Genomic DNA, 19,843 nt, shown 5'->3' with positions numbered 1-19,843 from the left:
CCTCCACTCGAAGCCGCCCGTGCAGACCATCGACGCCGTCGACCCCGCCTCGGTCGCCCACCGGCTACCCTCGGGAACTTTTACCCTGCTCACCTGCGGAACCATCGACCCGCAGGTACCGTGCCGCACGACACATCACTGGCAGTGGCGCTGGAACGGGCTCAGACCAGCGGACCCGGCCGAGTCGTACCGCCGGCGTGGCACACGACCTGACGGACCCCGCCAATCCCGACGTGCTCGCCCCGCCGACACTCGACGCACTGCGTCAGTTCATGAGATGCGGTACCAGGTAGACGAGGCAGACGCTCCGGGGGTCCAGGTCGGGTACCCGGACGGGTGCTGGGCGTCATCACCAACGGCAACAGTTCGCGGATGGAAACCTCGGCACGACGAGGTCGGAGCCTGTGGGTGGGAGGCCGGTGATCGCTGCGGCCGACGCTCCAGCTAGCCGGCGGCCGCCTCACGTTGGATCTGCTCGAATTGAGCGGCCATCGCAGCGGCCAGGGCCTGCGCGGCGGACAGCGGACGAACCATGACCGTGAAGTCATCGATCAAACCGCTCTCGTCCAGGTGCAGGAAGTCACAACCCTCGACGGCGACGTCGCCTATCCGCGCCTCGAAAACCAGCGCGTGATCGCGGCCGCCCTCGCCGCTCAGCTCGCGGACATACCGGAAGTCCTCGAAGACCCGCAGCACACCGCGAAGGATCGCTGCGGTGATTGCCTTGCCCGGGTAGGGCTTGAACGCCACCGGACTGCGAAACACCACGTTGTCGGCCAGGGCCGCCTCAAGGGCATCGGGGTCGCGTGCTTCCACCGCCGCACGAAAGTCGATCACCGCTCCAGCGTACGGGTTCTTCCGCCGTCAGCCTCCTGTCGAGGCGGTGTTGAGCCGGCTCACTGCGTTGGACGCGGCCAGATGCCGTCAGCCACAAGGAGCCTGCTCAGGTTGGTCGAGATGTCGAGCGTGGTGAGGTGGCCTTTGCCCAGGTCGATGATCGCGAATCGTTCGATGAGATCGACCAACCATCCGCGTCTAGGTCATGGGTATCCCCGCTGCCCCGACGCGAGGGTCCTGCGGCGATGTGCCGCAGGTCGGGCAGGGACATGCCGACGCGGCCCCGACCCAGACTGAGCCGCCACGACCGACACGATCCACCAGCCCACGCCACCCCAACACTCGAATGTGGCTCCCGCGGCAGCACGGGGAGCCGTTCCGTAGGCAGGATCTCCTCAGGCAAGCCGGTCTCCGACCCTACGGAGCAGGGCGCGAGCGATCTGCTTGTCGTGAACCGATCGGAACGACTTTTGCCTCTTGGCCGTGCCGCATCAGGTAGCCCTCCACGAAGCCGGTATTCCGGTCACCGGTGTGTGTCTCAATCTCGTTGAGTCGCACCACGAGGAATTCGGTCAGGGCGCTGATCCGGTCGTCAAGTCGCTCTTGTATCTCGGCGACGATTGCAAGGACTAGCGCACAGCTGACCATGCTGATTGCGAGCAAGTTAACACTGAGAGGGAGCGGGCCACCCTCCAGTACAAGGGCCAGCAAGTTTCCACTCAGGCACAGCGCCACCGTGAGTGCCGTCACCACAATCGCCCACGATTTCACGGTCCCCATGCGGCTCGACAATGCTCCGAACGGCCATGCCTCCGTCCGCCGCCGAGGAGTTCGGGATGCCTCTTCTCGAGCTCGATCCACGATGTGTTGTGCTTCAAGGCGGGCTTTCGCGACGGTGTCCATGGCTTGTTGGAGCGCCTCTTTCCGGCGCTCATCTGCCTCTTGGCGGGCTTGCGCTCGGATGGATTCTGCCTCCCGCCGCGCCGCCTCCCCGGGTTGGTCCGTCGGGACACCAATGTGCTGTTGAATTGGCGTAGGCGCCGTAAGGCCGCGCCCGGCACCAAGACTGGCCGAGCGTTGGTCTTGTGGCAGGCTGGCAGCCCTCCCTGCGGCAGCCTGCTTGATGCTCTCTCGTCGCCTAACGAGTTCTCCGTCCGGCAGGCGGGAGGCCACAATCTCGTCGGCGAGGTTACGAACCTCCCGAGCCAGCTCATCGAGACTCTCGGCCTGCGGCTCGACCGGCTCCAGGTGGCTTTTGTCGGTCACCGGGTCTCCTCTCTCCGGCCGTTGTCGTCCTGCGTGGTGATCTTCCGATCGCGCTCTTGCTCCCTGGCCAACTCGAGCCGGAGCCGTTCCCTCGCAAGTTGAAGGAGCTTGCGGACGTTGGCATGGTTCTTGCCCAGCTTGGCAGCAATCTCGTCCGTGCTCATACCGTCGAAGTTGTACGCCATGACCGCACGTTGATGCAGCGGGAGGCGGGCCAGGTGTTGAATCACCCACTCCTTTTCCTCCCAATCGGTCAGGGTCACATCGTTGACGCCCGTCGGGGTGACGTGGCCACCACGAGTCGTACGGTCCAGGCGCTCTTTCTCCCGCTTCTTGATCTTGCGAAGCCGGTTCAGGACAGCCTTGGTTGAGTACGCCCAGGGGTTGGTCACGGCTCCCCATCGACAGAACAGGTAAGCCATAACCTCACCCACAAAGTCTTCTGCCTCCTCTGTGGTAGCCCCGGCGATCAGAGCCGCTCGCAGGAGAGATGGATAGGCGCTCTCGAAGAACAGGTCGTAGTCGCCTGCCACAGCCACAGGTTCGTCGGCATGCGGCGATGGATGCGCCTCGACCGAGCCCTCGTCCGCTCGAGTCACGTGCGACCTCTCCCTCCGTCGTCGATGACTCCCCATGGGAGTTAGGTCTGCGAGGCTTGCCAACCGTGAAGCGCCTGGTCCGAGCTTTCCGGGCGGCCGGCCGGCACTTGCAAGATCCGATCTCGCCCATCGCCCTCCTACCGATGCGCGATCACGATCAGGCTGGCGAGCAGCACTGCCGACACCGCGGCGATCAGCGTTACTGGCAGGCTGACCGTAGCCAGATAGACCCCGCCGACGCCGGCCAGAATCCCGTGGGTCACAGCGAGCAGACTCCTGGCACTCAGGCGGCTGCCACCACTCGGCCGACCGCCCTGCAGGGGCGAGCCCGCGTCGGTGGTGCCAGATACTGCTTCTTCCGCGTTCCGATCCAAGGTAGACATCTCCCTAACGGTCTGAGCAACCCCTGTCGCCCCAGAGATCAAGGTCCCCAGGGGCGGCAGGATGTGAAGGCTCGACCTAGCCCGTGCTGACTCTCGTAGACGTGGCAGCATCACGGCGGGACGCCGACTAGACCTCACCTCGATGCTGTCCGTTCGAGTGCCCAGTGAGGAAGTGGCGCCGCGCAACGGCCCATGGGGCTGCGGCAGCTGGACCGGCCGGAGGGCGGGGCCTGACACGGAGCCCCGCCTTGCACTGCCGCGCGCCCGCCTCGCGGCATGGCTACTGACCGGGCCTGGGCAGCCCTTGCGCAAGTCGCTCTGGATGAGATCGACATGATCCACAACGAGTCTCCCGGCGTTGACTCGAAGCGGGGAAAGCGCAATCCTGTGGAAGCGCTCCCATCGTCGAGCTTCTATCCGAAAGGAATGCTCGTGCGTCCCACCACCGCTCTACTCCCGGTCGTGCTCGCCACGGCCCTCGGCGGTCTGGTCCTGCCGGAGCCCGCCCTGGCGGTAGCCGGTCCGGCGCTGGCCGTCGACACCACCGCCCCCCGGCACCAGATCAGCCCGTACATCTACGGCATGAACTTCGCCGACGAGGCGCTCGCCCGCGACCTGCGGCTACCGGTGCACCGTTACGGAGGCAACGCCACCACCCGCTACAACTTCCGTGCCGACACCACCAACCGCGCGGCGGACTGGTACTTCGAGAACATCCCCAACGACAACCCGACCCCGGAAGACCTCCCGGAAGGCTCGGAGACCGACCGGTTCGTGCAGCAGAACAGGGCCACCGGCGCCGCCACCGTCATGACGATGCCGATGCTCGGCTGGATCGCCAAGGACCGGTCACGGGCCTGTGGCTTCAGCGTCGCCAAGTACGGCCCGCAGGAGTCCACCGACCCCTGGGCACCGGACTGCGGCAACGGCAGGAAGCCGGACGGATCACTGATCACCGGCAACGATCCGGAGGACACCAGCATCGCCGCCGGCCCGGAGTACGCCACCGACTTCGTCAACCACCTCAAGGGACAGTTCGGCGGCGCTGCCGACGGTGGAGTCCAGTTCTACAACCTGGACAACGAGCCGGACCTGTGGCATTCCACCCACCGCGACGTCCGCCCGACCGGACTGGGCTACGACGAGCTCCGCGACCGCACCTACGAGTACGCCGCCGCGATCAAGGCTGCCGACCCCGGCGCGAAGACGCTCGGCCCGGTCGGCTGGGGCCTGAACTCGATCTTCTACTCGGGCCTCGACCAGGACACCTGCTCGCGCACCGGCTGCTGGTCGAACCCACCGGACAAGGCCGCGCACGGCGGCCAGGACCTCGGCCCGTGGTATCTGGACCGGATGCGCGAGTACGAGCAGCAGCACGGCACCCGCATCCTCGACTACTTCGACGTCCATCTCTACCCGCAGCAGGCCGGCGTGCTCGGCGACGCGGCCGGCGACGCCGACACCCAGGCACTGCGACTGCGCTCGACCCGCCAGCTCTGGGACCCGACCTACGTGGACGAGAGCTGGATCAACCAGCCCGTCCGGTACATCCCGCGCCTGCGCGAACTGGTCGACCAGCACTACCCGGGCACGAAGATCGCGATGACCGAATACAACTGGGGTGGCTACGGATCGCTCAACGGCGCTCTCGCCCAGGCCGACGTACTCGGCATCTTCGGCCGCGAAGGACTCGACCTGGCGACCCTCTGGACCGCACCGACGGCCGACCAGCCGGTGGCGAACGCCTTCCGCATCTACCGGAACTACGATGGAAAGGGCGGCGCGTTCGGCGAGACCTCCATCCAGGCCACCAGCACCGACCAGAGCAAACTAGCCGTGTACGCCGCCGAGCGGAGCACCGACAAGGCGCTCACACTGGTCGTCGTCAACAAGACCGGCGACGACCTGACCAGTTCGGTCGCCCTCACCGGCGCCTCCGCCAGCACCGCCCAGGTCTACCGCTACAGCGGGGCGAATCTCGCCGGTGTCGTCCGGGAGGCCGACCAGCCGGTGACCGCCGGCGGCCTCACGACCACCTTCCCGGCCAACTCGATCACCCACCTGGTGCTGCCGCGCGGCACCACCCCCGGCGACACCCAGGCGCCGACCGTCCCGGGCACGCCGACCGCCGGCACGATCACCAGCGACAGCATCGCGCTGGCCTGGGCGCCGTCCACCGACGACACCGCCGTCACCGGGTACGACGTGCACCGGGTCGACGCCACCGGCACCGTGAAGGTGGGCACGGCCACCGGCACCACGTACACCGTGACCGGATTGACGCCGGACACTCCGTACACCTTCGTGGTGACCGCCCGCGACGCGGCGGGCAACGTCTCGGCGGCCTCGCCCGGCCTGACCGTGCGGACCGCGACCACCGCCCCGACCGGCAGCTGCACAGTCGCCTACGCGGCGAACAGTTGGCCGGGCGGCTTCACCGCGACCGTGACGATCAAGAACACCGGCACCACCGCGATCGACGGATGGAAACTCGCCTTCGACTTCCCCACCGCCGGCCAGAAGGTCGGCCAGGGCTGGTCGGCCACCTGGAAACAGAACGGAACGAGCGTCACCGCGGACAGCATGAGTTGGAACGGCAGACTCGCCCCCGGCGCGTCCACCAGCACCGGCTTCAACGGCACGTGGAGCGGCACCAATCCGTCGCCAACCGCCTTCACCCTCAACGGCCAACGCTGCGGGTGACCTGAGACCACTTCCTCGTCCCACACCGACGGAGCAGGCCGGAGGGGTCCGGGCCGCAGCGGCACCCGGACCCCTCCCCTGGCATTCCGGCGCACAGCCGCTCGACACCGATCAGGTTCATGCGAGAAGCCGTGTCGCGGTCGCAGACCTGGTGCAACAGTCGCTGAATGGCAGATGAACACATGGTCACTACGGCTCTTGAATCGGCATGAAAGCCCGGGCAATGTGTCGTTACCCACGACAGTCGTCAGCGTCAGTCTTGTGGCTCGGCTCATAGCCGACCGCATCTGACTACCGGGAAGTAGCGGTATACATTTCCGCTGTTGCCGATCCGGTTCAATGTTCCACACCGCGGTGTCCACACCACGGCGCCGGCAGCAGCCAATTCCCACACGATCATGTCCGTCCATTCTGGGCAGGAGTTCATTTTGAATAGAGTTTCGTCGCTTCTTCTCGTGCACGGCGCCTGGCACGGGCCCTGGGCCTGGCAGTCGCTCGTCGAGCAACTCCCGGATATCGACATCCACACGGTTTCATTGCCCAGTAGCGGCAACGACGCCGCAGCCCTCGGCGATCTCTACGATGACGCGGCCGTGGTCAAAGCCGCCGTCGCCGCTATCGACGGCCCGGTCGTGGTCGTCGCCCACTCCTACGGTGGTGCCCCGGTCACGGAGGCGCTCGGCGCTGCGGACAACGTACGCCGGCTTGTCTATCTCGCTGCTTTCCAACCGGATGTCGGTGATTCGCTGTTCTCCACCGCCGGCGGTGTTGCTCCGCCGTGGTGGGAGGTGCACGAGCGGGCCGAGCTCAAGGGCAAGGGTTACATCAAGCCGTCGCAGCCCCGAGAGGTCTTCTATGGCGACGTCGATCCGGAGACCGCCGAACAGGCCGTTGGGCGACTCGGACTCCAAGCCTGGGCATCGACGCAGCAGCCGCTGACCCAGGCGGCGTGGCACACCATTCCCAGCACCTACATCGTCTGCGAGGCGGACAACGCCCTGCCGCCCTTCGCCCAGGAACTCATGGCCAAACGGGCCGAACGGGTGCTGCGGATGAACTCCTCACACTCGCCGTTCCTTTCTCAGCCCAGCGAACTGGCCACGCTGATCTCGGGCGAACTCTCCGCCTGACGCTCGCCGCCGCCCGGTAGGGCAGCCGCGCGTCCGAGCCCATCCCTCCGATGATGCTCGGCATCACTCTCAAGCTCGCACGAGTCGAGCTGCGATGGTGACCTCTTCGGCTCCGGCCGAGGAGGTAACCAGCGTGTTGGCCGGTGTGCGGGGTGGCCGGCCTGCCAGGCGTTCATCGCCTTCGAAAAGACCTAAGCCCGGCGAATCAGCTACACCCTTCGGGATGGTCTCTTAGGCTGCGTGGCAGATCGCCGGTTCGACGCAGGCGTCGCGTTGGCGCTTTACGGCGATCGAGGCGTTCCCCTCGGCGACCTGGCTCTACCACCATGTCAGTCGGCACGGGAGCTGTCGCGACGGCGCGTGACGCCCGCGGTTTTCGCCGTCGCCGGCGGTGCCCGGCTACCGGTGAGGAGCAGCGGTGACCCACAGCGAACGGCATCGGCCGGAAATAGTCGTGGGACTGGTGGCAACCCCACCGGACCAGCCGGCCCGGGTGGCTGGGAGGCTCGCTGCGGAGTTGGTCAGCGGGCTCACCGAGCGGGTGAGCGCGGAAGTGCGGTGGACCGTCCGAGAAGGCTGGGGGGAGGTGGTGCCGCGTCGCGATGGCGGCGCGGAGGCGCTGCTTGACGATCTTGCTAGGCGGCGTACGGACGATCGGTGGGACGTGGCCATCTGCCTGACCGACCTGCCACTGCATGCCGGGCGGGCGCCCCTGGTCGCGCAGACCTCCGGCCGGCGCCACGTCGGGATGATTTCCCTGCCCGCGCTGGGACTGCGGCAAATGCGCTCGGTCCGCGCAGCCGTCCCGGATCTGGTGGGCCAACTGCTGGCCGACGCCTCCGACCACCGGGCGCCGCCGGCCGAGCGGGCACCGGCCGAGACGACACGGCACCTTCCCGCCGTCCGTCGGGTGATCGACGGGGCCGACGCTGGTGAGCGGCGCTACCTCGCCTCGGGGTTGATCGGCCGGGCGCGCCTGTTGACCGGCATGGTCCGCGCCAACCGTCCTGGACGGGCCCTGCTGGGCCTGTCCAAGCTGTTGGTCGGCGCATTCGGCACGGCTGCGTTCGCGCTCACCACGGACACCATCTGGCAGATGGGCGATGCCCTCGGCGGACTCCGGCTCGCTGTGATCATGGTGCTCGGGCTGAGCGCGTTGGTGACCTGGTTGATCGTTGCGCACGACCTGTGGGAGAAGCCGAGCCGCGAGACGCCGGCCGAGCTGGCACGGCTGTTCAACCTGGGTACGATCCTCACTCTCACTCTGGCCACGGCGGCGTCCTACGTGGTGCTGTTCGTGGGAACGGTGCTCGTCGGGGCGCTGCTGATCGACACATCCGTGTTCGAGCAGATCCTGCAGCGGCAGGTGAATGCCAGCGATTACCTGAAGCTCGGCTGGATCATCAGCTCACTGGCCACAGTCGGCGGTGCGATTGGCTCAGGGCTGGAGAACGAGCAGACAGTCCGGGCTGCCGCCTACGGCTACCACCCCCAACCCCGCGGCTGGCAGGACGAGAAAGGCAGGGAGCGGTCCAGCAGCGCGAGCTGAGCGGGCGCACGCCGCCGGGCTCGCGCCAGGTGGCCGGACGCGAGTCCTGAAGCAAAGTTCAGGGCTGATACTGACTACGGGTGCGGGGCAGCCACTGCGGATGATGGTCGCGCAGGTAGCAGATCAGCCCCTCGCGCAGGTCGCAGCGCAGGTCCCAGGCGCTGGCGCCGTCGGCGGCCGAGGCCTGCACCTCGACGACGACCGTCTGCGGCGTGGAATCGACCATCTGGAGCACCCACTGGTCGCGATCCCACAGCGATGAGGACTCGACCAGCCGACGCGTCTCCCGACGCAGGTCGTCCAGGTCGGCGGTGTGGTCGACATGGAGCTGGATCTTGCCTATTACCCGGGACTCGTTTCGGGTCCAGTTCTGAAACGGCCGCTCAGTGAAGTACGTCGTTGGCAGGATGAGCATCCGCTCGTCCCAGAGCCGGATCACCACGTTGGTCAGCTTCACCTCCTCAACCCGGCCCCACTCACCGTCCACCACCAGCACGTCGCCGACATGTAGCGCGTCGGCGAAGGCGACCTGGACACCGGCGAAAGCATTGCCCAGCGCGGTACGGGCAGACAGGCCGATCAATGCCCCGACCACCCCCGCCGACGTCAACACGGAGACACCGAAGAGGCGTACCGGCCGAAAGGTGATCAGTATCAGGCCGATCGCGACAATCGTGACGACGGCGACGGTGAGCCGCCGCACGGGACGGATCTGCGTCCGAGCCCGCCGGACCCGTCGGCTGGCGACCGCGTCGCCCGGCAGCCGGCTGAACGCGACCGCCTCAGCGACGTGCAACGCCCTGATCACCAACCAAGCCGCGGACAGAACCAGGCCCACCAGGACGGCGTGCCGCAGATGACGCTGCCACCCGGCCGGCTCCAGCGGCAGCGCGTAGTACAGCGCCCCCACCAGCAGCACCGCGGCTGCCGGGCGCCGGCAGGTGTGCCGCAACGGCCCCAACAACCACCGGTAACGGCCACGGGCCACCCGGCGAACCAGCAAGCCGGAGATCAAGTCCATGACCACCGCCGCCACCAGCGCCGCTACTACGATCAAAGCGGTACGCATCAGAGGCCGTTCACCGTGATCCCGATGTCACCCTCCCCCGGCTCGCTGCCCAGTCCACGTGCCAGCGTCCCATCTTGAGCAGCAGTAGGCGGCCAACATCGGCGAACAACGACCACCTACGTCAGCCGTCCGACGGACCGGGTTGGCGTCCTGACTGCGATCTACCCGCTCACCTCTGCGGAGGGCATCCTCGCCACAACAGCAAATCCCCGCCCAATGGGACGGGGATCGCTCGAAACGCGAAGAGACATCACGCGTCGTGGGGAAATACCGTGTCGAAGCCCCAACGCCGATAACGCTCGGTGCGATTCTGAAGCTCGCACACGCCTAGCTGGGGATGGGTGTCTCAGATAGCTCCCGGCTCACAGGTCGGCCTTCGTCACGCGGGAGGATTCGTATGTCGTGGAGGCCGGGGGGAGACCCGGCACGGTGGAGACGTCCTTGACGAGCATGCCGGTCGTGGCGTCGATGGTCAGCACCTCGCTCCCCTCGCCGCCGAACACCTCGGGACCGGCGGTGATCGTCAGCGTGGCCTTGCCGTGGGTGGTCGAGTTCTTGACGCTGATCGCGGAGATGGTGGACAGCAGACGCAGCACACCCGCCCGGACCTGCGTGTTGCCGTCGCCGGCGGACAGCGCTTGGGTGCTGAACGTCCACAGGGCGTTGTCGAAGTGCCGCTGAACGGCCTGAGGGCTGTACGGCTTCGGCTCGGCGTTGCCGCCCTTCTGCTTGATGATCACCTGGACGTCCGCCTGCTGCTTGTCCCACACCGCCTTCTGCGCTGCGGGGTCGAGGCCCACCAGTGGATCCTTGGCTGCCTTGAGCATCTGGGTCCGGCCGTCGGCCGGGCTGCTGTCCGCGGCCGCGACGGCTGCCTTGAGGAGCGGAGCGTAGCCGCCGTCCGTCATCTGGTCCTGGTGACGGGCGATCGCACGCTTGATGTCCTTCACGCTGTTGCCCGTATAGATCGCGTGACCGTCGGTGTACAGCGTGTAGACGACCTGCATGGTCTTGGTGCCGTGGACCTGCGTCGCCTTCACCAGCCACGCGTCGCCCGTCGCCGGGGCGACCGTCTTGATGGACCCGGCCAGGGTCATCAGCGGCGCGCGCTCGGTTAACCCGTCGACGGTGGTCGCGCCCGAGGTGGCGGCTGACGAATCCTTGCTGGCCTCCACGCCCCCGGTCGCCGGCGAGTTGAGCACCACAGCGACGACTGCCACCGCGGCGGCGACCCCCACCCCGGCGCCGATGCCCAATCGGCCCGCGATACCGATCCTGCGGCGGGGCCGAAGCGCCGGGCTGGGTTCGTGGTCCCGCGTGGTTGTCGTCGTTTCCATGGTTGACGTCGCCTCCATAGTCGTGTCCTCCGCTGATATCGCGCCCAGCAGCCGCACGGTTCCGGGGTCGGCCATAGCCGCCCGCAGCACCGCCCGCGCCCGCTGATACGCCTCCGGGCGTAGTGGTTCTGCGCTGCCCAACGCACCGACCAGATCGAGCTCGTCGGTCATCGGTGTCTCTCCTTCGCGCTGTTGCGGTCCTTCAGAAGCGCGGACACCCCCGGGGCGTCGCGCAATGCCGTCCTGGCCTGGCTCAGCAGCCGCCGCGCGGTGCCGGCCGGTATGCCGAGTGCCCGCGCGGCGTCGGCCGCGGTCAGGTCCTCCCAGGCGACGAGCCTCAGGACCTCCCGCTCTTCGGGTTTGAGCCGCGTCAGGGCCGACCGGAGCACCGCCCGGGCGTCCACGCCGAGGTCCACCGCCGACCACGGATCCCATCCAGTGGCCCCGTCCGGCACGTCCGCGACCAGGTCCTCGGCCGGCCGGGTCCGCCAGTAGCGCCGCAAGCGATTCAAAGCCACCCCGTACAGCCACGGCCGCGCATCGTCGTACGACCGGTCGTACGATCGCCGCGACTCGAACGCCGCAACCCACACCTCGCCCAGGAGGTCCTCAGCCGCATCCCGCCCAGCCCGGCGAACGAGGTACGAACCGACGGCGGCCTCATGACGCTCGACCACCTCCACGAAGGCGTCGACATCGCCATCCAGCGACCGGCCTATCAAATCCGCATCCGACGCCATGGCCCTCCTCGGCAAAGTCCGCGCTTCACCCTGACATTGCCGATCAGGCGGGAAAGTGTTCAGGCGCCGAGGTCCGACGGCAAGCGGTCGCCCGGCAGCGACCTCTCGGCGGCATGAGCGGCTGCGGCGCGGTCAGCCTCGGGCCGCAGCCACGTGCTCGAGGTGGTCTTCGAGTCGGGCATCCTCGGGTTCTCCAGCGGCACGGCCGGCGGCATCGCCGACGCCTACCGCCGGGCCGCCGGGCCGGCCATGGAGCATACGGCTGGCCTGGCGCACCGAGGCACCACCCGCTCCGGACGCGCTGCCGACCGCGTCGCTTCCCGTGTTGCTTGACTTCCTGGTCATCGTCACCAACCTCGGGCTTGACGTGCGCGCGGACGGACGGCAACGTCCGCTGCCCCGATCATGGCCGAATGCTCGTCGATGGCGGGTCACAGCACGTACATCAAGCGATGGTCGCCGGCTGCTGTCCACGGGGGACGCCGGACGAGCCGCTCAGCTCCGCCAGGAGGGCGTCCACCGCGGGCCGTTGCGGCGTGCTGCCGAGGGTGCGGGTGACTGCGAAGATGCGTCGCTCGGTGACCGGCTCGACCAGCGGCTCCACGTGCACCCCGAGTGGCACGTGGCGCAGCGCCAGCTCCGGCACCAGCGCGGCGCCCAGCCCGGCCGCGACGAGGTCCAGCGTGAGGGTGAAGTCGACGGCACGGTGCCGGATGTCCGGCTCGAAGCCGGCGAGCCGGCAAGCGTGCAATGTGGACCGTAGACACGGCGTGTGCTCGGTGCTGGCGATCCACGGCACGTCGCTCAGCTCGGTCAGCCGGCCGGTGTGACGGCGCCACCGGACCGGGGTGATCAGGTGCATCGGGTCGGTGGTGACCGGATGCCGGTCCAGGTCGTCGACCAGCGGCGCGGGCACGTGGTCGTACTCCTGCAGCACCGCCACATCGAGGGTGCCGGAGCGCAGGTCGAGGCGGCTCTGCTGGTCTTCGGCCTCGATGATCCGCACGTCCAGCTCCGGGTGCTTCGCCCGCAGGCGGGCGGCGGAGGGAGCCACCAGCGCGCCGGCTGCGGACGCGAACGCGCCGACCCGCACCGTACCGCTGACGCCGTGGCGGAGCGCGGCAAGTCCGGCCTCCGCCTGCTCCACCGCGCCTAGCACGTCCTTCGCGTGGCTGGCCAGAACCTGGCCGGCCGGGGTGAGGACGATCCCGCGCCCGGCCCGCTCGACAAGCTCGTGCCCGGCCTCTCGGGACAGCTGGACGAGCTGCTGAGAGACCGCCGACGGAGTGACGTGCAGCGCCGCGGCGGCGGCGGTGACGCTGCCGCGCAGCGCGACCTCGTGCAGCACGCGGAGCCGGCGTACGTCAAGATTCATGTAGCCACGCTACAGCAGTAATGAAGAACATTGAACTGGTCCTTAAGCGTTACCTCGGGCAGCGTAGCCGGCATGAAAGCATCACACCGACTTCTCGCCCTGCTCGTCGCCGCTATCTGGGGCGTCAACTTCGTCGCCATCGAGCTGGGCCTGCGCGACCTGCCGCCACTCGTGCTGACCGCGCTGCGCTTCGTCGCGGCGGCGGTGCCGCTGGTCTTCCTGGTGCCGCGCCCCAGCGCCCGGCTCCGCTACGTGGTCGCCTACGGGCTGGTGCTCGGCGTCCTGAAGTTCGGCGCGCTGTTCACGGCGCTCGCGGCTGGCATGTCGGCCGGTCTGGCCTCGCTGGTGCTGCAGGCGCAGGCCCTGATGTCGGTGCTGCTGGCGGCGGCCGTGCTGGGCGAACGGCCGGCGCGGGCGCAGGTGGCCGGCGTGCTGGTCGGATCGGTCGGGATCGGCTTGCTGGCGATCCACAGCGGCGGCCACGCCTCCGTGATCGGCTTCGCGCTGACGCTGTTCGCGGCGGCCAGTTGGGCCCTGGCAAACCTGGTCATGCGGGCCAGCGGCGAGACGCGACCGCTCTCGCTGCTGGTCTGGTCGAGCCTGGTGCCGCCGTTGCCGCTGCTCGGCCTGGCCGGCGTTGTCGACGGTGGACAGGCGATGCTGGATGCGATCACCGGTCTGTCGTGGCACGGGCTGCTAGCCGTGGCGTACGTCGGGTACGTGTCGACCCTCGTCGGCTTCGGTATCTGGAACCGGCTGATCGCCCAGTACTCAATCGCGAGAGTGGCGCCGTTCAGCCTGCTGGTGCCGGTCTTCGGGCTCAGCGCGGCCTGGCTCCTGCTCGACGAGCCCATCGGCCCGACGGAGCTGGCCGCAGCCGCGACCGTCCTCGCCGGGCTGGCGCTGGTGGTACGGCGTTCCACAGCGAACCGCAACAACGCCACGGATCCGAGCGAAGGTCGCGAGCCCGAGTACGCCCCGGCCGCGACTGCCTAGTCCGCGGCTACGACACCTCGGCCCGCTGGTCGGAATCAAGGCGGATACCGGTACGGCGCTCGACCGCAGCGCGCATTCCTGCCGCGCCCGCAGCACCTCCGGGCGGGTCCCTGGAAGCCGTTGTTTTCGGAGATGGTGACAGCGGGCCTACCTGGTCGCAGCGTCAAACCGGTCGGCGGAAGCGTCCTTGGCGAGGAGCGCGGTTCCGTCCGTGCTGGTCGATGGCACGAGCTCGTATCCCTCGCTCTGGTAGAGGTTGATGTTCCGCTGGCTCTTGGAGCCTGTGAACAGGATGATGCGGCGGATGCCCGGGTCGGCGGCGGCTTCGGCGGTGCGCAGGAGCCACCGGCCGAGCCCGTGACCGCGTAGGTCCGGTACGACGGCGAGGCGACCCACGTGCAAGTCGGTGCCTGCGCGGCGGGTACGCACCATGCCCAGGAGTCGACCGTCCAGCCAGACGCCCGTGGTGTGCTGGTCGGCCAGCCACTCGCGGACCTGCTCCAGCGACTCGTGCAGGGCAGGTATGGCCAGGGTGTCGTTGACGACGGCTTCCTCTACCCAGCAGCACCGCTGCAGCACGGCGACCTCGGGCGCGTCGTCGGGGGTCAGCCGCCGCGCATACGATCCGGGCACGGGGCCAGCGACCGTCCCGGCTCCTGCCCGTTCGCGCATCGGCCGGAGGGCGTGGGAGACCCGGACCAGTTCGTCCAGGAGGCCGAGGCTCGCCGCGTCGCGCGCGGCGTCGGGGCGCAGCCGTCCGTCGTCCAACGCGTCACCGATGCGGATCGCGACCGTGGCGCCCAACGGGACCAGTCGCAGCGTGGTCACGACCTGCTTGGCGTGCTGGACCGACCGCGTGCCGGCCGACGTGTTGCCGTAGCTGACGAAGCCGATCGGCTTCCACGCCCACTCGCGGCCGAGGTAGTCCAGCGCGTTCTTCAGGGTCGCCGGCATCCCGTAGTTGTACTCCGGTGTCACCACGATGAAACCGTCCGCCGCGTCCACGATCGAACTCCACCGACGGGTGTGTTCCTGCCGGTAGATGCCCGACGACGGATGTTCCTCCTCGTCGAGGAACGGCAGATCCAGGTCGGCGAGGCCCACCGGCACCAACTCGACGCCAAGCTCGGCGGCACAGGGCGTTATCGCGTCGATCAGCCACTGCCCGATCACGGGGCCGAGGGCCCCTGGGCGCGTGCTGCATACCAGGACGAGGAGGCGGAGCGGTTTCGTTGACATGGAAACGAAATATAGGGGTAGGTTGTTTACATGTCAACGAGACCTGAGGAAGCGCCGGTGCACTGGTTGAACCCGGACGAGGAGCGGGCGTGGCGCGCCTTTCTGCGGGTGATGGTGACCGTCCGGGCCGGCACCTCGGGTGACCTGGCGGCGGTCGGGCTCTCAGAGCCCGACTACGAGGTGCTGAGCACCCTGTCGGAAAGACCCGGCCACACCAGCACCCTGCACGCGCAGGCCGACAAGATGGGCTGGTCCCGCAGCCGGCTGTCCCGGCACGCCAGCCGGATGGAGGAGCGCGGCCTACTCCGGCGCACTCCCGACCCGGCCGACGGCCGAGGCTGCCTCCTCGTGCTTACCGAAGAGGGCCTGGGCGCCCTCACCAGGGCCGCACCCGCCCACGTCGAGTCGGTACGACGCCATTTCATCGACCGGCTCACGCCAGACGACCTCACCGCCATCGAGCAGATCGCCCGGCGCCTGGAGGACCCCCCACCGGACAGCGGCCGGTAGGCACACCGGGCATCGCCATCCGCCGGACAGCCCGCGACTCGGTATCGGGACGTCAGAAGTCGTGGCCGCCAAGCGCGCTCAGCGTGCCAGCTCCCGCCCGCACGCCACCAGCCTCGCCGAGACCGACGTGGGCCTGCCCCTCAGCTGACCTCGTCGCCGGGTCGGGGGCGGACCTCTATTGCTGCTCATCGATTTGTGGTAGAAATCCTTCGCACTACCCGTTCCCAGGCAAGGATTTCTTCAGATGGAGGCGACGTGAGCGTCACTGCCAGGTGGCTGGCGAGTCTTACCGTCGCCGCGGTAATCGTGGCGCCCGCCGAGTCGATTGCTGTGGCCTCGACACCCGCACAAGCATCAACTGCAGTGACGCCGCTGGCCACCGGCCCGCAACCTGGCACCTTCACCGGCCGGGGATTCGATACCTGCGCCGCTCCGTCACAGGCCACGATGAACGCGTGGCGGGCCAGTTCGCCCTACGGTGCGGTCGGCATCTACATCAGCGGGGCGAGCCGCTCCTGTTCCCAGCCCAACCTCACCGCAAGCTGGGTGGCCAACCAGACCAGCAACGGATGGCGCCTGATCCCCATCGAACTGGGTTACCAGGCACCGTGCGGGACCCGCGCGCCGAAGATGTCCGCCGACCCCACCACCGCCCGGTCGCAGGGCGTCTTAGCGGCCAACAGCGCCGCGAATGCCGCCCAGGCACTGGGCATCGGCACTGCGAGCACCATCTACAACGACATCGAGCAATACCCGTCGAACACGTCGTGCCGTGCCGCCGTGCTGTCGTTCCTGTCCGGTTGGACCGAGCAGTTGCACGTACGGGGCTACCTCGCCGGCATGTACTCCAGCGGATCGTCCGGCATCAAGGACGTCTGCGACGCATACGACAACCCGAGCTACACGCGACTCGACCAGATCTGGATCGCCTGGTGGAACGGGGTGGCTGACACGGACGCCGGAAGTTACTGCGCCGATGCCTACTACGCGGACCAGCAGCGCATACACCAGTACGCCGGGGAGGTCACCGAGACGTGGGGTGGCGTCACGATGAAGATCGACCGCAACTACCTCGACGTGAGGGGTACGCAGACCCCGCCGCAGCAGTGGACCACGACCATCGACAACAGCACCACGGGCGGTTTCACCGCGAGCACCGAATGGGGCACCTCGGCCTACTCCGGCCAACGGTTCGGCACCGACTACCGGTTTACCAGTCCGGTGTCGTCCAGCGACGTCGCCTGGTTCCGGTCGACCATCCCGGCGACCGGAAGCTATGAGATCTCAGTCTGGTACCCCGCCGACGCGGGCTACAACAACCAGACGCCATACCTTGTGGAGACCACCACAGGCAGCAGGTCCGTCGTCGTCAATCAGCGGATCAACGGCGGTAGGTGGGTCTCGATCGGCGTGTTCACCCTGGCGGCCGGCACGGGCAACAAGGTCGGCGTGAGCCGCTGGACCAGCGGCACCGGACTCGTGGTCGCCGACGCGGTACGAATCACCCGGGTCTGAGCTCGCACCCTGCTCAGGGAGCTGTGCTGCGCACCCTGCTGTCGCAACAATTCGCTGGAGCGGGGGAACCCGCGGGTTCATTCTGTCTCGCGATGGGCTGTGAAGACGACGGCTGCTCGGACAGTGGCATTATGCGCCGTACTACACCGGGCTGGGCGCGCTGCAACGTGGCCAGGGTTCCGCAGTGACCTGGCTGCAGGGTCAGCCGGATCACGGGTCCATGGTTCACACCTGCACCACTCGCGACACCCGGTGGGACTGGCAGGTCGACGACCGCTACAGGTACCTGGCTCGGCTGCTGCACGACCTGCGCCTCGACCCAGCCGCACTGGTCGCGCAGCTTCGCGCCTGCGGCCCGTACCGCCCTTGGCCCCAAACGGACCCGACCGATGACGCCAGTCAGTTCAACCTTGCGGTCGGCGTCTTGGAGGCGCTCGCCCGCAAAGGAAACACGCAGGCGCACGAAACGCTGCGCGGATACGTTCGCGACGGCGTCCGCTGCATCGATGCACTTGACAACGCTGGCCTCCATCTGGCCGACGGAGTGGTGGGACGACCTGTGGGAGACCGCGGCCACGCGTATCGGGTCCGAAGATGTGGCCGAGATACTGCCGACCTCTGAGCCATGGCTGCGCTGCGGGGTCGGGATCCGAGGATCGACAGCGTGTTGAACGCCGCGCAGCGCAGCCGAGAGGACGCTCAAGGTCGCCGGGTCGACCTCTTGACCATCAGACCCGGCGCTGGCTGTTCACGCTACGCGACGACCCTGTCGAGGAAGCATCCGTGCGTCAGGCCGCAGCCGCACGCATCAACGGAAACTGAAGTCGCCGACCTTCGCCCCGGGTGCAATGTCAGACCGACGAACTGCTGCGGCACCGGCACCGGACTTCCATTCCGGAGGGGAGTACGTGGACTCAGGGATGGCTAGGTAGTTCTGCTCATTCATCGCTTGGCCGTGATGGGAAGGATGGCTCGCATGCGAAGGACACTGATTGTGATGACGGCCGTGATCCTGGGGCTGGTGTCGGCAAGCGGGCCGGCGGCGGCGCAGCAGCGGCCACGGGGGATCCCTGACCGGGTCATGTTGCAGCCGGACGATCTCGGCGGGGCCGCGCCGGGGCCGGTGGAGGACGGGCTGGTGTGGCCGCTGCTACCCCAGCCGTGCGCGGACACGCCAGTGCCGCAGCCCGTCGTTTCCCGCACTGAGGCGGCCGATCTCGGTACCCGATTTCGGATCTACGAGAACGTCGCCCGGTACCGCGGCGATGGGGCACACGCATACATCACCGAACTGAAGGCGCAGCTCGCCCGGTGCGGGGTGGGCGGCGACGACGAGGGCTTCGACCCGGTCGCCGAGGACCACCTTGGGCCGGACACGGTACTGTTCCTCGGCACCTACGACGAGGGCGACCGCTACGTCGGCTATGTCGCCGCGGCAGTCGGCCACTACGTGGTGGTGGTCATGATGTCGGACTCGTACCTGGGGGCGGCCGACCTGACCACGTTGAACGGGCTGGCCAGTGCCGCGATGAGCCGAGCGGCGGCGTGACGCGTGGAGGCCGGCCATCTTGGGAGGGCCGGCCTCTCGCCACGGGCGGCGTGATCGGATGTGTCAGCTCATCCACTACCGTCCGGGCTGTGGCAGCCACAGCAGCGGGAGCGTTTCGTCGGACGCCGGTTGAGCGGTCAAACCAGCGGGTCGCATGGGACCGGACGGACCAGGCCTTCTTCGCTGCCGGTGCCTGTCACATCCTCGCCTGGGTCTGCCGGGAATCCTATTCTCCGCACACGACCGGGCCCGCAACCCCCACCGCAGCGGCATCGCCTGGTCCAAGAGCGCCATCCTCACCAACCCCCGCTACACCGGACGACAGGTCTGGGACAAACAACGCACCGACGAGGTCCTCCTGGACGTCGACCTCGACGACGTCGCGCTCGGTCACACCGGAGTCATGCGCTGGAACCCGGAGGACAAGTGGGTCATCTCCAAAGAGATCACCCACCCACCGATCATCGATGAGGCCACCTTCGAACAAGCACAAACGCTGCTCGCACGACACCGGTCGGGCCTGGACATCCCGCAACGGCAACGCCGCGCCCCCAATCCGTACGTCTTCCGCGGCCTGATCTACTCCGCCGCCTGCAACCGGCGGATGCAGGGCCAGCGCCGCCTACTACCGCCGCCGTTTCCCCAGGGCATCGCCGTGGTGGAGGCGTGGGACGTACCCGCACTTCGTTCCACCGGAGATGAACGGGGGATTTATGAGCGTCACCGAGAATGAGCCACCTAGGCATAGCGCTCTGCGAGCGCTATGGGTCAGCCTGAGTGACAATCGCGAGAAAAACGCCGCGCCTGAGATCCTGACCTATTACTTCCCCACCAAGCAGACGCTCGCGTCGGCTGTGATCAATCTCGCGTACCCGGGGGCAGATGCGATTGGTGCGTGCTGACCCGTTACGGCCGAGGACCACTGAGGTCTATGCCGACCGCCCCGTCCTGGCCACCCATGTCCCGCTGAGTGCGACCACGAACACGAGAGCGCCAAGCATCCAGGCGAGCCCGGAAGGGCCGTCAGGACGCACCACGATCCATAC

General features: G+C 68.0%; 20 protein-coding genes. 10 read left to right on the top strand and 10 right to left on the bottom strand.

Going from position 1 to position 19,843, the window contains the following annotated elements; translation table 11 throughout:
- Positions 1-444: 444 nt before the first annotated feature.
- From QSK15_RS29460 to QSK15_RS29440, 5 genes are all read right to left on the bottom strand, one after another.
- Positions 445-837 carry a nuclear transport factor 2 family protein gene (locus QSK15_RS29460; protein WP_285797304.1) on the bottom strand — a complete coding sequence of 131 codons (393 nt, stop codon included), beginning with the start codon at positions 835-837 and terminating at the stop codon, positions 445-447.
- Positions 838-896: 59 nt separating this feature from the next.
- Positions 897-1,025: a hypothetical protein gene (locus tag QSK15_RS29455; protein WP_285797303.1), complete on the bottom strand. Its 129-nt coding sequence runs from the start codon at positions 1,023-1,025 to the stop codon at positions 897-899.
- A gap of 229 nt (positions 1,026-1,254) precedes the next feature.
- Entirely contained in the window at positions 1,255-1,617 is a 363-nt protein-coding gene (locus QSK15_RS29450) for a hypothetical protein (RefSeq protein ID WP_285797604.1), read from the bottom strand.
- A 482-nt stretch (positions 1,618-2,099) separates the two neighbouring features.
- Positions 2,100-2,702, bottom strand: coding sequence for an RNA polymerase sigma factor (locus QSK15_RS29445; protein ID WP_285797302.1), 603 nt, complete (start codon positions 2,700-2,702; stop codon positions 2,100-2,102).
- A gap of 137 nt (positions 2,703-2,839) precedes the next feature.
- Positions 2,840-2,965 (bottom strand): hypothetical protein, encoded by a 126-nt coding sequence (locus QSK15_RS29440; protein WP_285797301.1) that lies wholly within the window; start codon positions 2,963-2,965, stop codon positions 2,840-2,842.
- A 552-nt stretch (positions 2,966-3,517) separates the two neighbouring features.
- Here QSK15_RS29440 and QSK15_RS29435 point away from each other — a divergent pair.
- The 3 genes from QSK15_RS29435 (at position 3,518) to QSK15_RS29425 (ending at position 8,467) form a co-directional block, all read left to right on the top strand.
- The gene (locus QSK15_RS29435; protein ID WP_285797300.1) at positions 3,518-5,788 is read left to right on the top strand and encodes a glycoside hydrolase family 44 protein; all 2,271 of its coding nucleotides are present in this window, start codon (positions 3,518-3,520) and stop codon (positions 5,786-5,788) included.
- Positions 5,789-6,111: 323 nt separating this feature from the next.
- Positions 6,112-6,918, top strand: a complete 807-nt coding sequence (locus tag QSK15_RS29430) for an alpha/beta hydrolase (protein ID WP_285797299.1) — start codon at positions 6,112-6,114, stop codon at positions 6,916-6,918.
- A 517-nt stretch (positions 6,919-7,435) separates the two neighbouring features.
- The gene (locus QSK15_RS29425) at positions 7,436-8,467 is read left to right on the top strand and encodes a hypothetical protein (RefSeq protein ID WP_285797298.1); all 1,032 of its coding nucleotides are present in this window, start codon (positions 7,436-7,438) and stop codon (positions 8,465-8,467) included.
- A gap of 58 nt (positions 8,468-8,525) precedes the next feature.
- On the opposite strand, the gene QSK15_RS29420 is transcribed toward QSK15_RS29425, so the two are convergent.
- The 3 genes from QSK15_RS29420 to QSK15_RS29410 all read right to left on the bottom strand — a co-directional run bounded on the left by QSK15_RS29420 (position 8,526) and on the right by QSK15_RS29410 (position 11,613).
- Positions 8,526-9,536: a mechanosensitive ion channel family protein gene (locus QSK15_RS29420; RefSeq protein ID WP_285797297.1), complete on the bottom strand. Its 1,011-nt coding sequence runs from the start codon at positions 9,534-9,536 to the stop codon at positions 8,526-8,528.
- A 362-nt stretch (positions 9,537-9,898) separates the two neighbouring features.
- The gene (locus QSK15_RS29415) at positions 9,899-11,044 is read right to left on the bottom strand and encodes a hypothetical protein (RefSeq protein WP_285797296.1); all 1,146 of its coding nucleotides are present in this window, start codon (positions 11,042-11,044) and stop codon (positions 9,899-9,901) included.
- The gene (locus QSK15_RS29410; protein WP_285797295.1) at positions 11,041-11,613 is read right to left on the bottom strand and encodes an RNA polymerase sigma factor; all 573 of its coding nucleotides are present in this window, start codon (positions 11,611-11,613) and stop codon (positions 11,041-11,043) included. The genes QSK15_RS29415 and QSK15_RS29410 overlap by 4 nt, the downstream gene beginning before the upstream one ends.
- Positions 11,614-11,766: 153 nt before the next feature.
- Between QSK15_RS29410 and QSK15_RS29405 the strand changes: the two genes are divergently transcribed.
- Complete coding sequence (locus tag QSK15_RS29405; RefSeq protein WP_285797294.1) at positions 11,767-11,946, top strand: hypothetical protein; 180 nt, start codon at positions 11,767-11,769, stop codon at positions 11,944-11,946.
- 112 nt (positions 11,947-12,058) lie between these two features.
- On the opposite strand, the gene QSK15_RS29400 is transcribed toward QSK15_RS29405, so the two are convergent.
- On the bottom strand, positions 12,059-12,988 hold the full coding sequence (locus QSK15_RS29400) for a LysR family transcriptional regulator (RefSeq protein WP_285797293.1): 930 nt from the start codon (positions 12,986-12,988) through the stop codon (positions 12,059-12,061).
- 72 nt (positions 12,989-13,060) lie between these two features.
- Here QSK15_RS29400 and QSK15_RS29395 point away from each other — a divergent pair, with 72 nt between their 5' ends.
- Positions 13,061-13,984, top strand: a complete 924-nt coding sequence (locus QSK15_RS29395; protein ID WP_285797292.1) for an EamA family transporter — start codon at positions 13,061-13,063, stop codon at positions 13,982-13,984.
- A 147-nt stretch (positions 13,985-14,131) separates the two neighbouring features.
- Here the strand turns inward: QSK15_RS29395 and QSK15_RS29390 are convergent, their stop codons facing one another.
- Entirely contained in the window at positions 14,132-15,223 is a 1,092-nt protein-coding gene (locus QSK15_RS29390) for a bifunctional NAD(P)H-dependent oxidoreductase/GNAT family N-acetyltransferase (protein WP_285797291.1), read from the bottom strand.
- Positions 15,224-15,253: 30 nt separating this feature from the next.
- On the opposite strand from QSK15_RS29390, the gene QSK15_RS29385 reads away from it, so the two are divergent.
- The 5 genes from QSK15_RS29385 to QSK15_RS29365 all read left to right on the top strand — a co-directional run bounded on the left by QSK15_RS29385 (position 15,254) and on the right by QSK15_RS29365 (position 19,530).
- The gene (locus QSK15_RS29385; RefSeq protein ID WP_285797290.1) at positions 15,254-15,733 is read left to right on the top strand and encodes a MarR family winged helix-turn-helix transcriptional regulator; all 480 of its coding nucleotides are present in this window, start codon (positions 15,254-15,256) and stop codon (positions 15,731-15,733) included.
- Between the two features lie 195 nt (positions 15,734-15,928).
- The gene (locus QSK15_RS29380; protein WP_285797289.1) at positions 15,929-17,248 is read left to right on the top strand and encodes a glycoside hydrolase domain-containing protein; all 1,320 of its coding nucleotides are present in this window, start codon (positions 15,929-15,931) and stop codon (positions 17,246-17,248) included.
- Positions 17,249-17,432: 184 nt separating this feature from the next.
- Positions 17,433-17,870: a hypothetical protein gene (locus tag QSK15_RS29375; protein ID WP_285797288.1), complete on the top strand. Its 438-nt coding sequence runs from the start codon at positions 17,433-17,435 to the stop codon at positions 17,868-17,870.
- Between the two features lie 375 nt (positions 17,871-18,245).
- Positions 18,246-18,797 carry a hypothetical protein gene (locus QSK15_RS29370; RefSeq protein WP_285797287.1) on the top strand — a complete coding sequence of 184 codons (552 nt, stop codon included), beginning with the start codon at positions 18,246-18,248 and terminating at the stop codon, positions 18,795-18,797.
- A 154-nt stretch (positions 18,798-18,951) separates the two neighbouring features.
- On the top strand, positions 18,952-19,530 hold the full coding sequence (locus tag QSK15_RS29365; protein ID WP_285797286.1) for a recombinase family protein: 579 nt from the start codon (positions 18,952-18,954) through the stop codon (positions 19,528-19,530).
- Positions 19,531-19,843 lie beyond the last annotated feature (313 nt).

The sequence above is a fragment of the Micromonospora sp. NBRC 107095 genome, assembly GCF_030269705.1.
Taxonomy (GTDB): Bacteria; Actinomycetota; Actinomycetes; order Mycobacteriales; family Micromonosporaceae; genus Micromonospora; species Micromonospora parva.
Note: the sequence above shows the minus strand (reverse complement) of the source record. Positions and strands in the feature narration are given on the sequence as shown.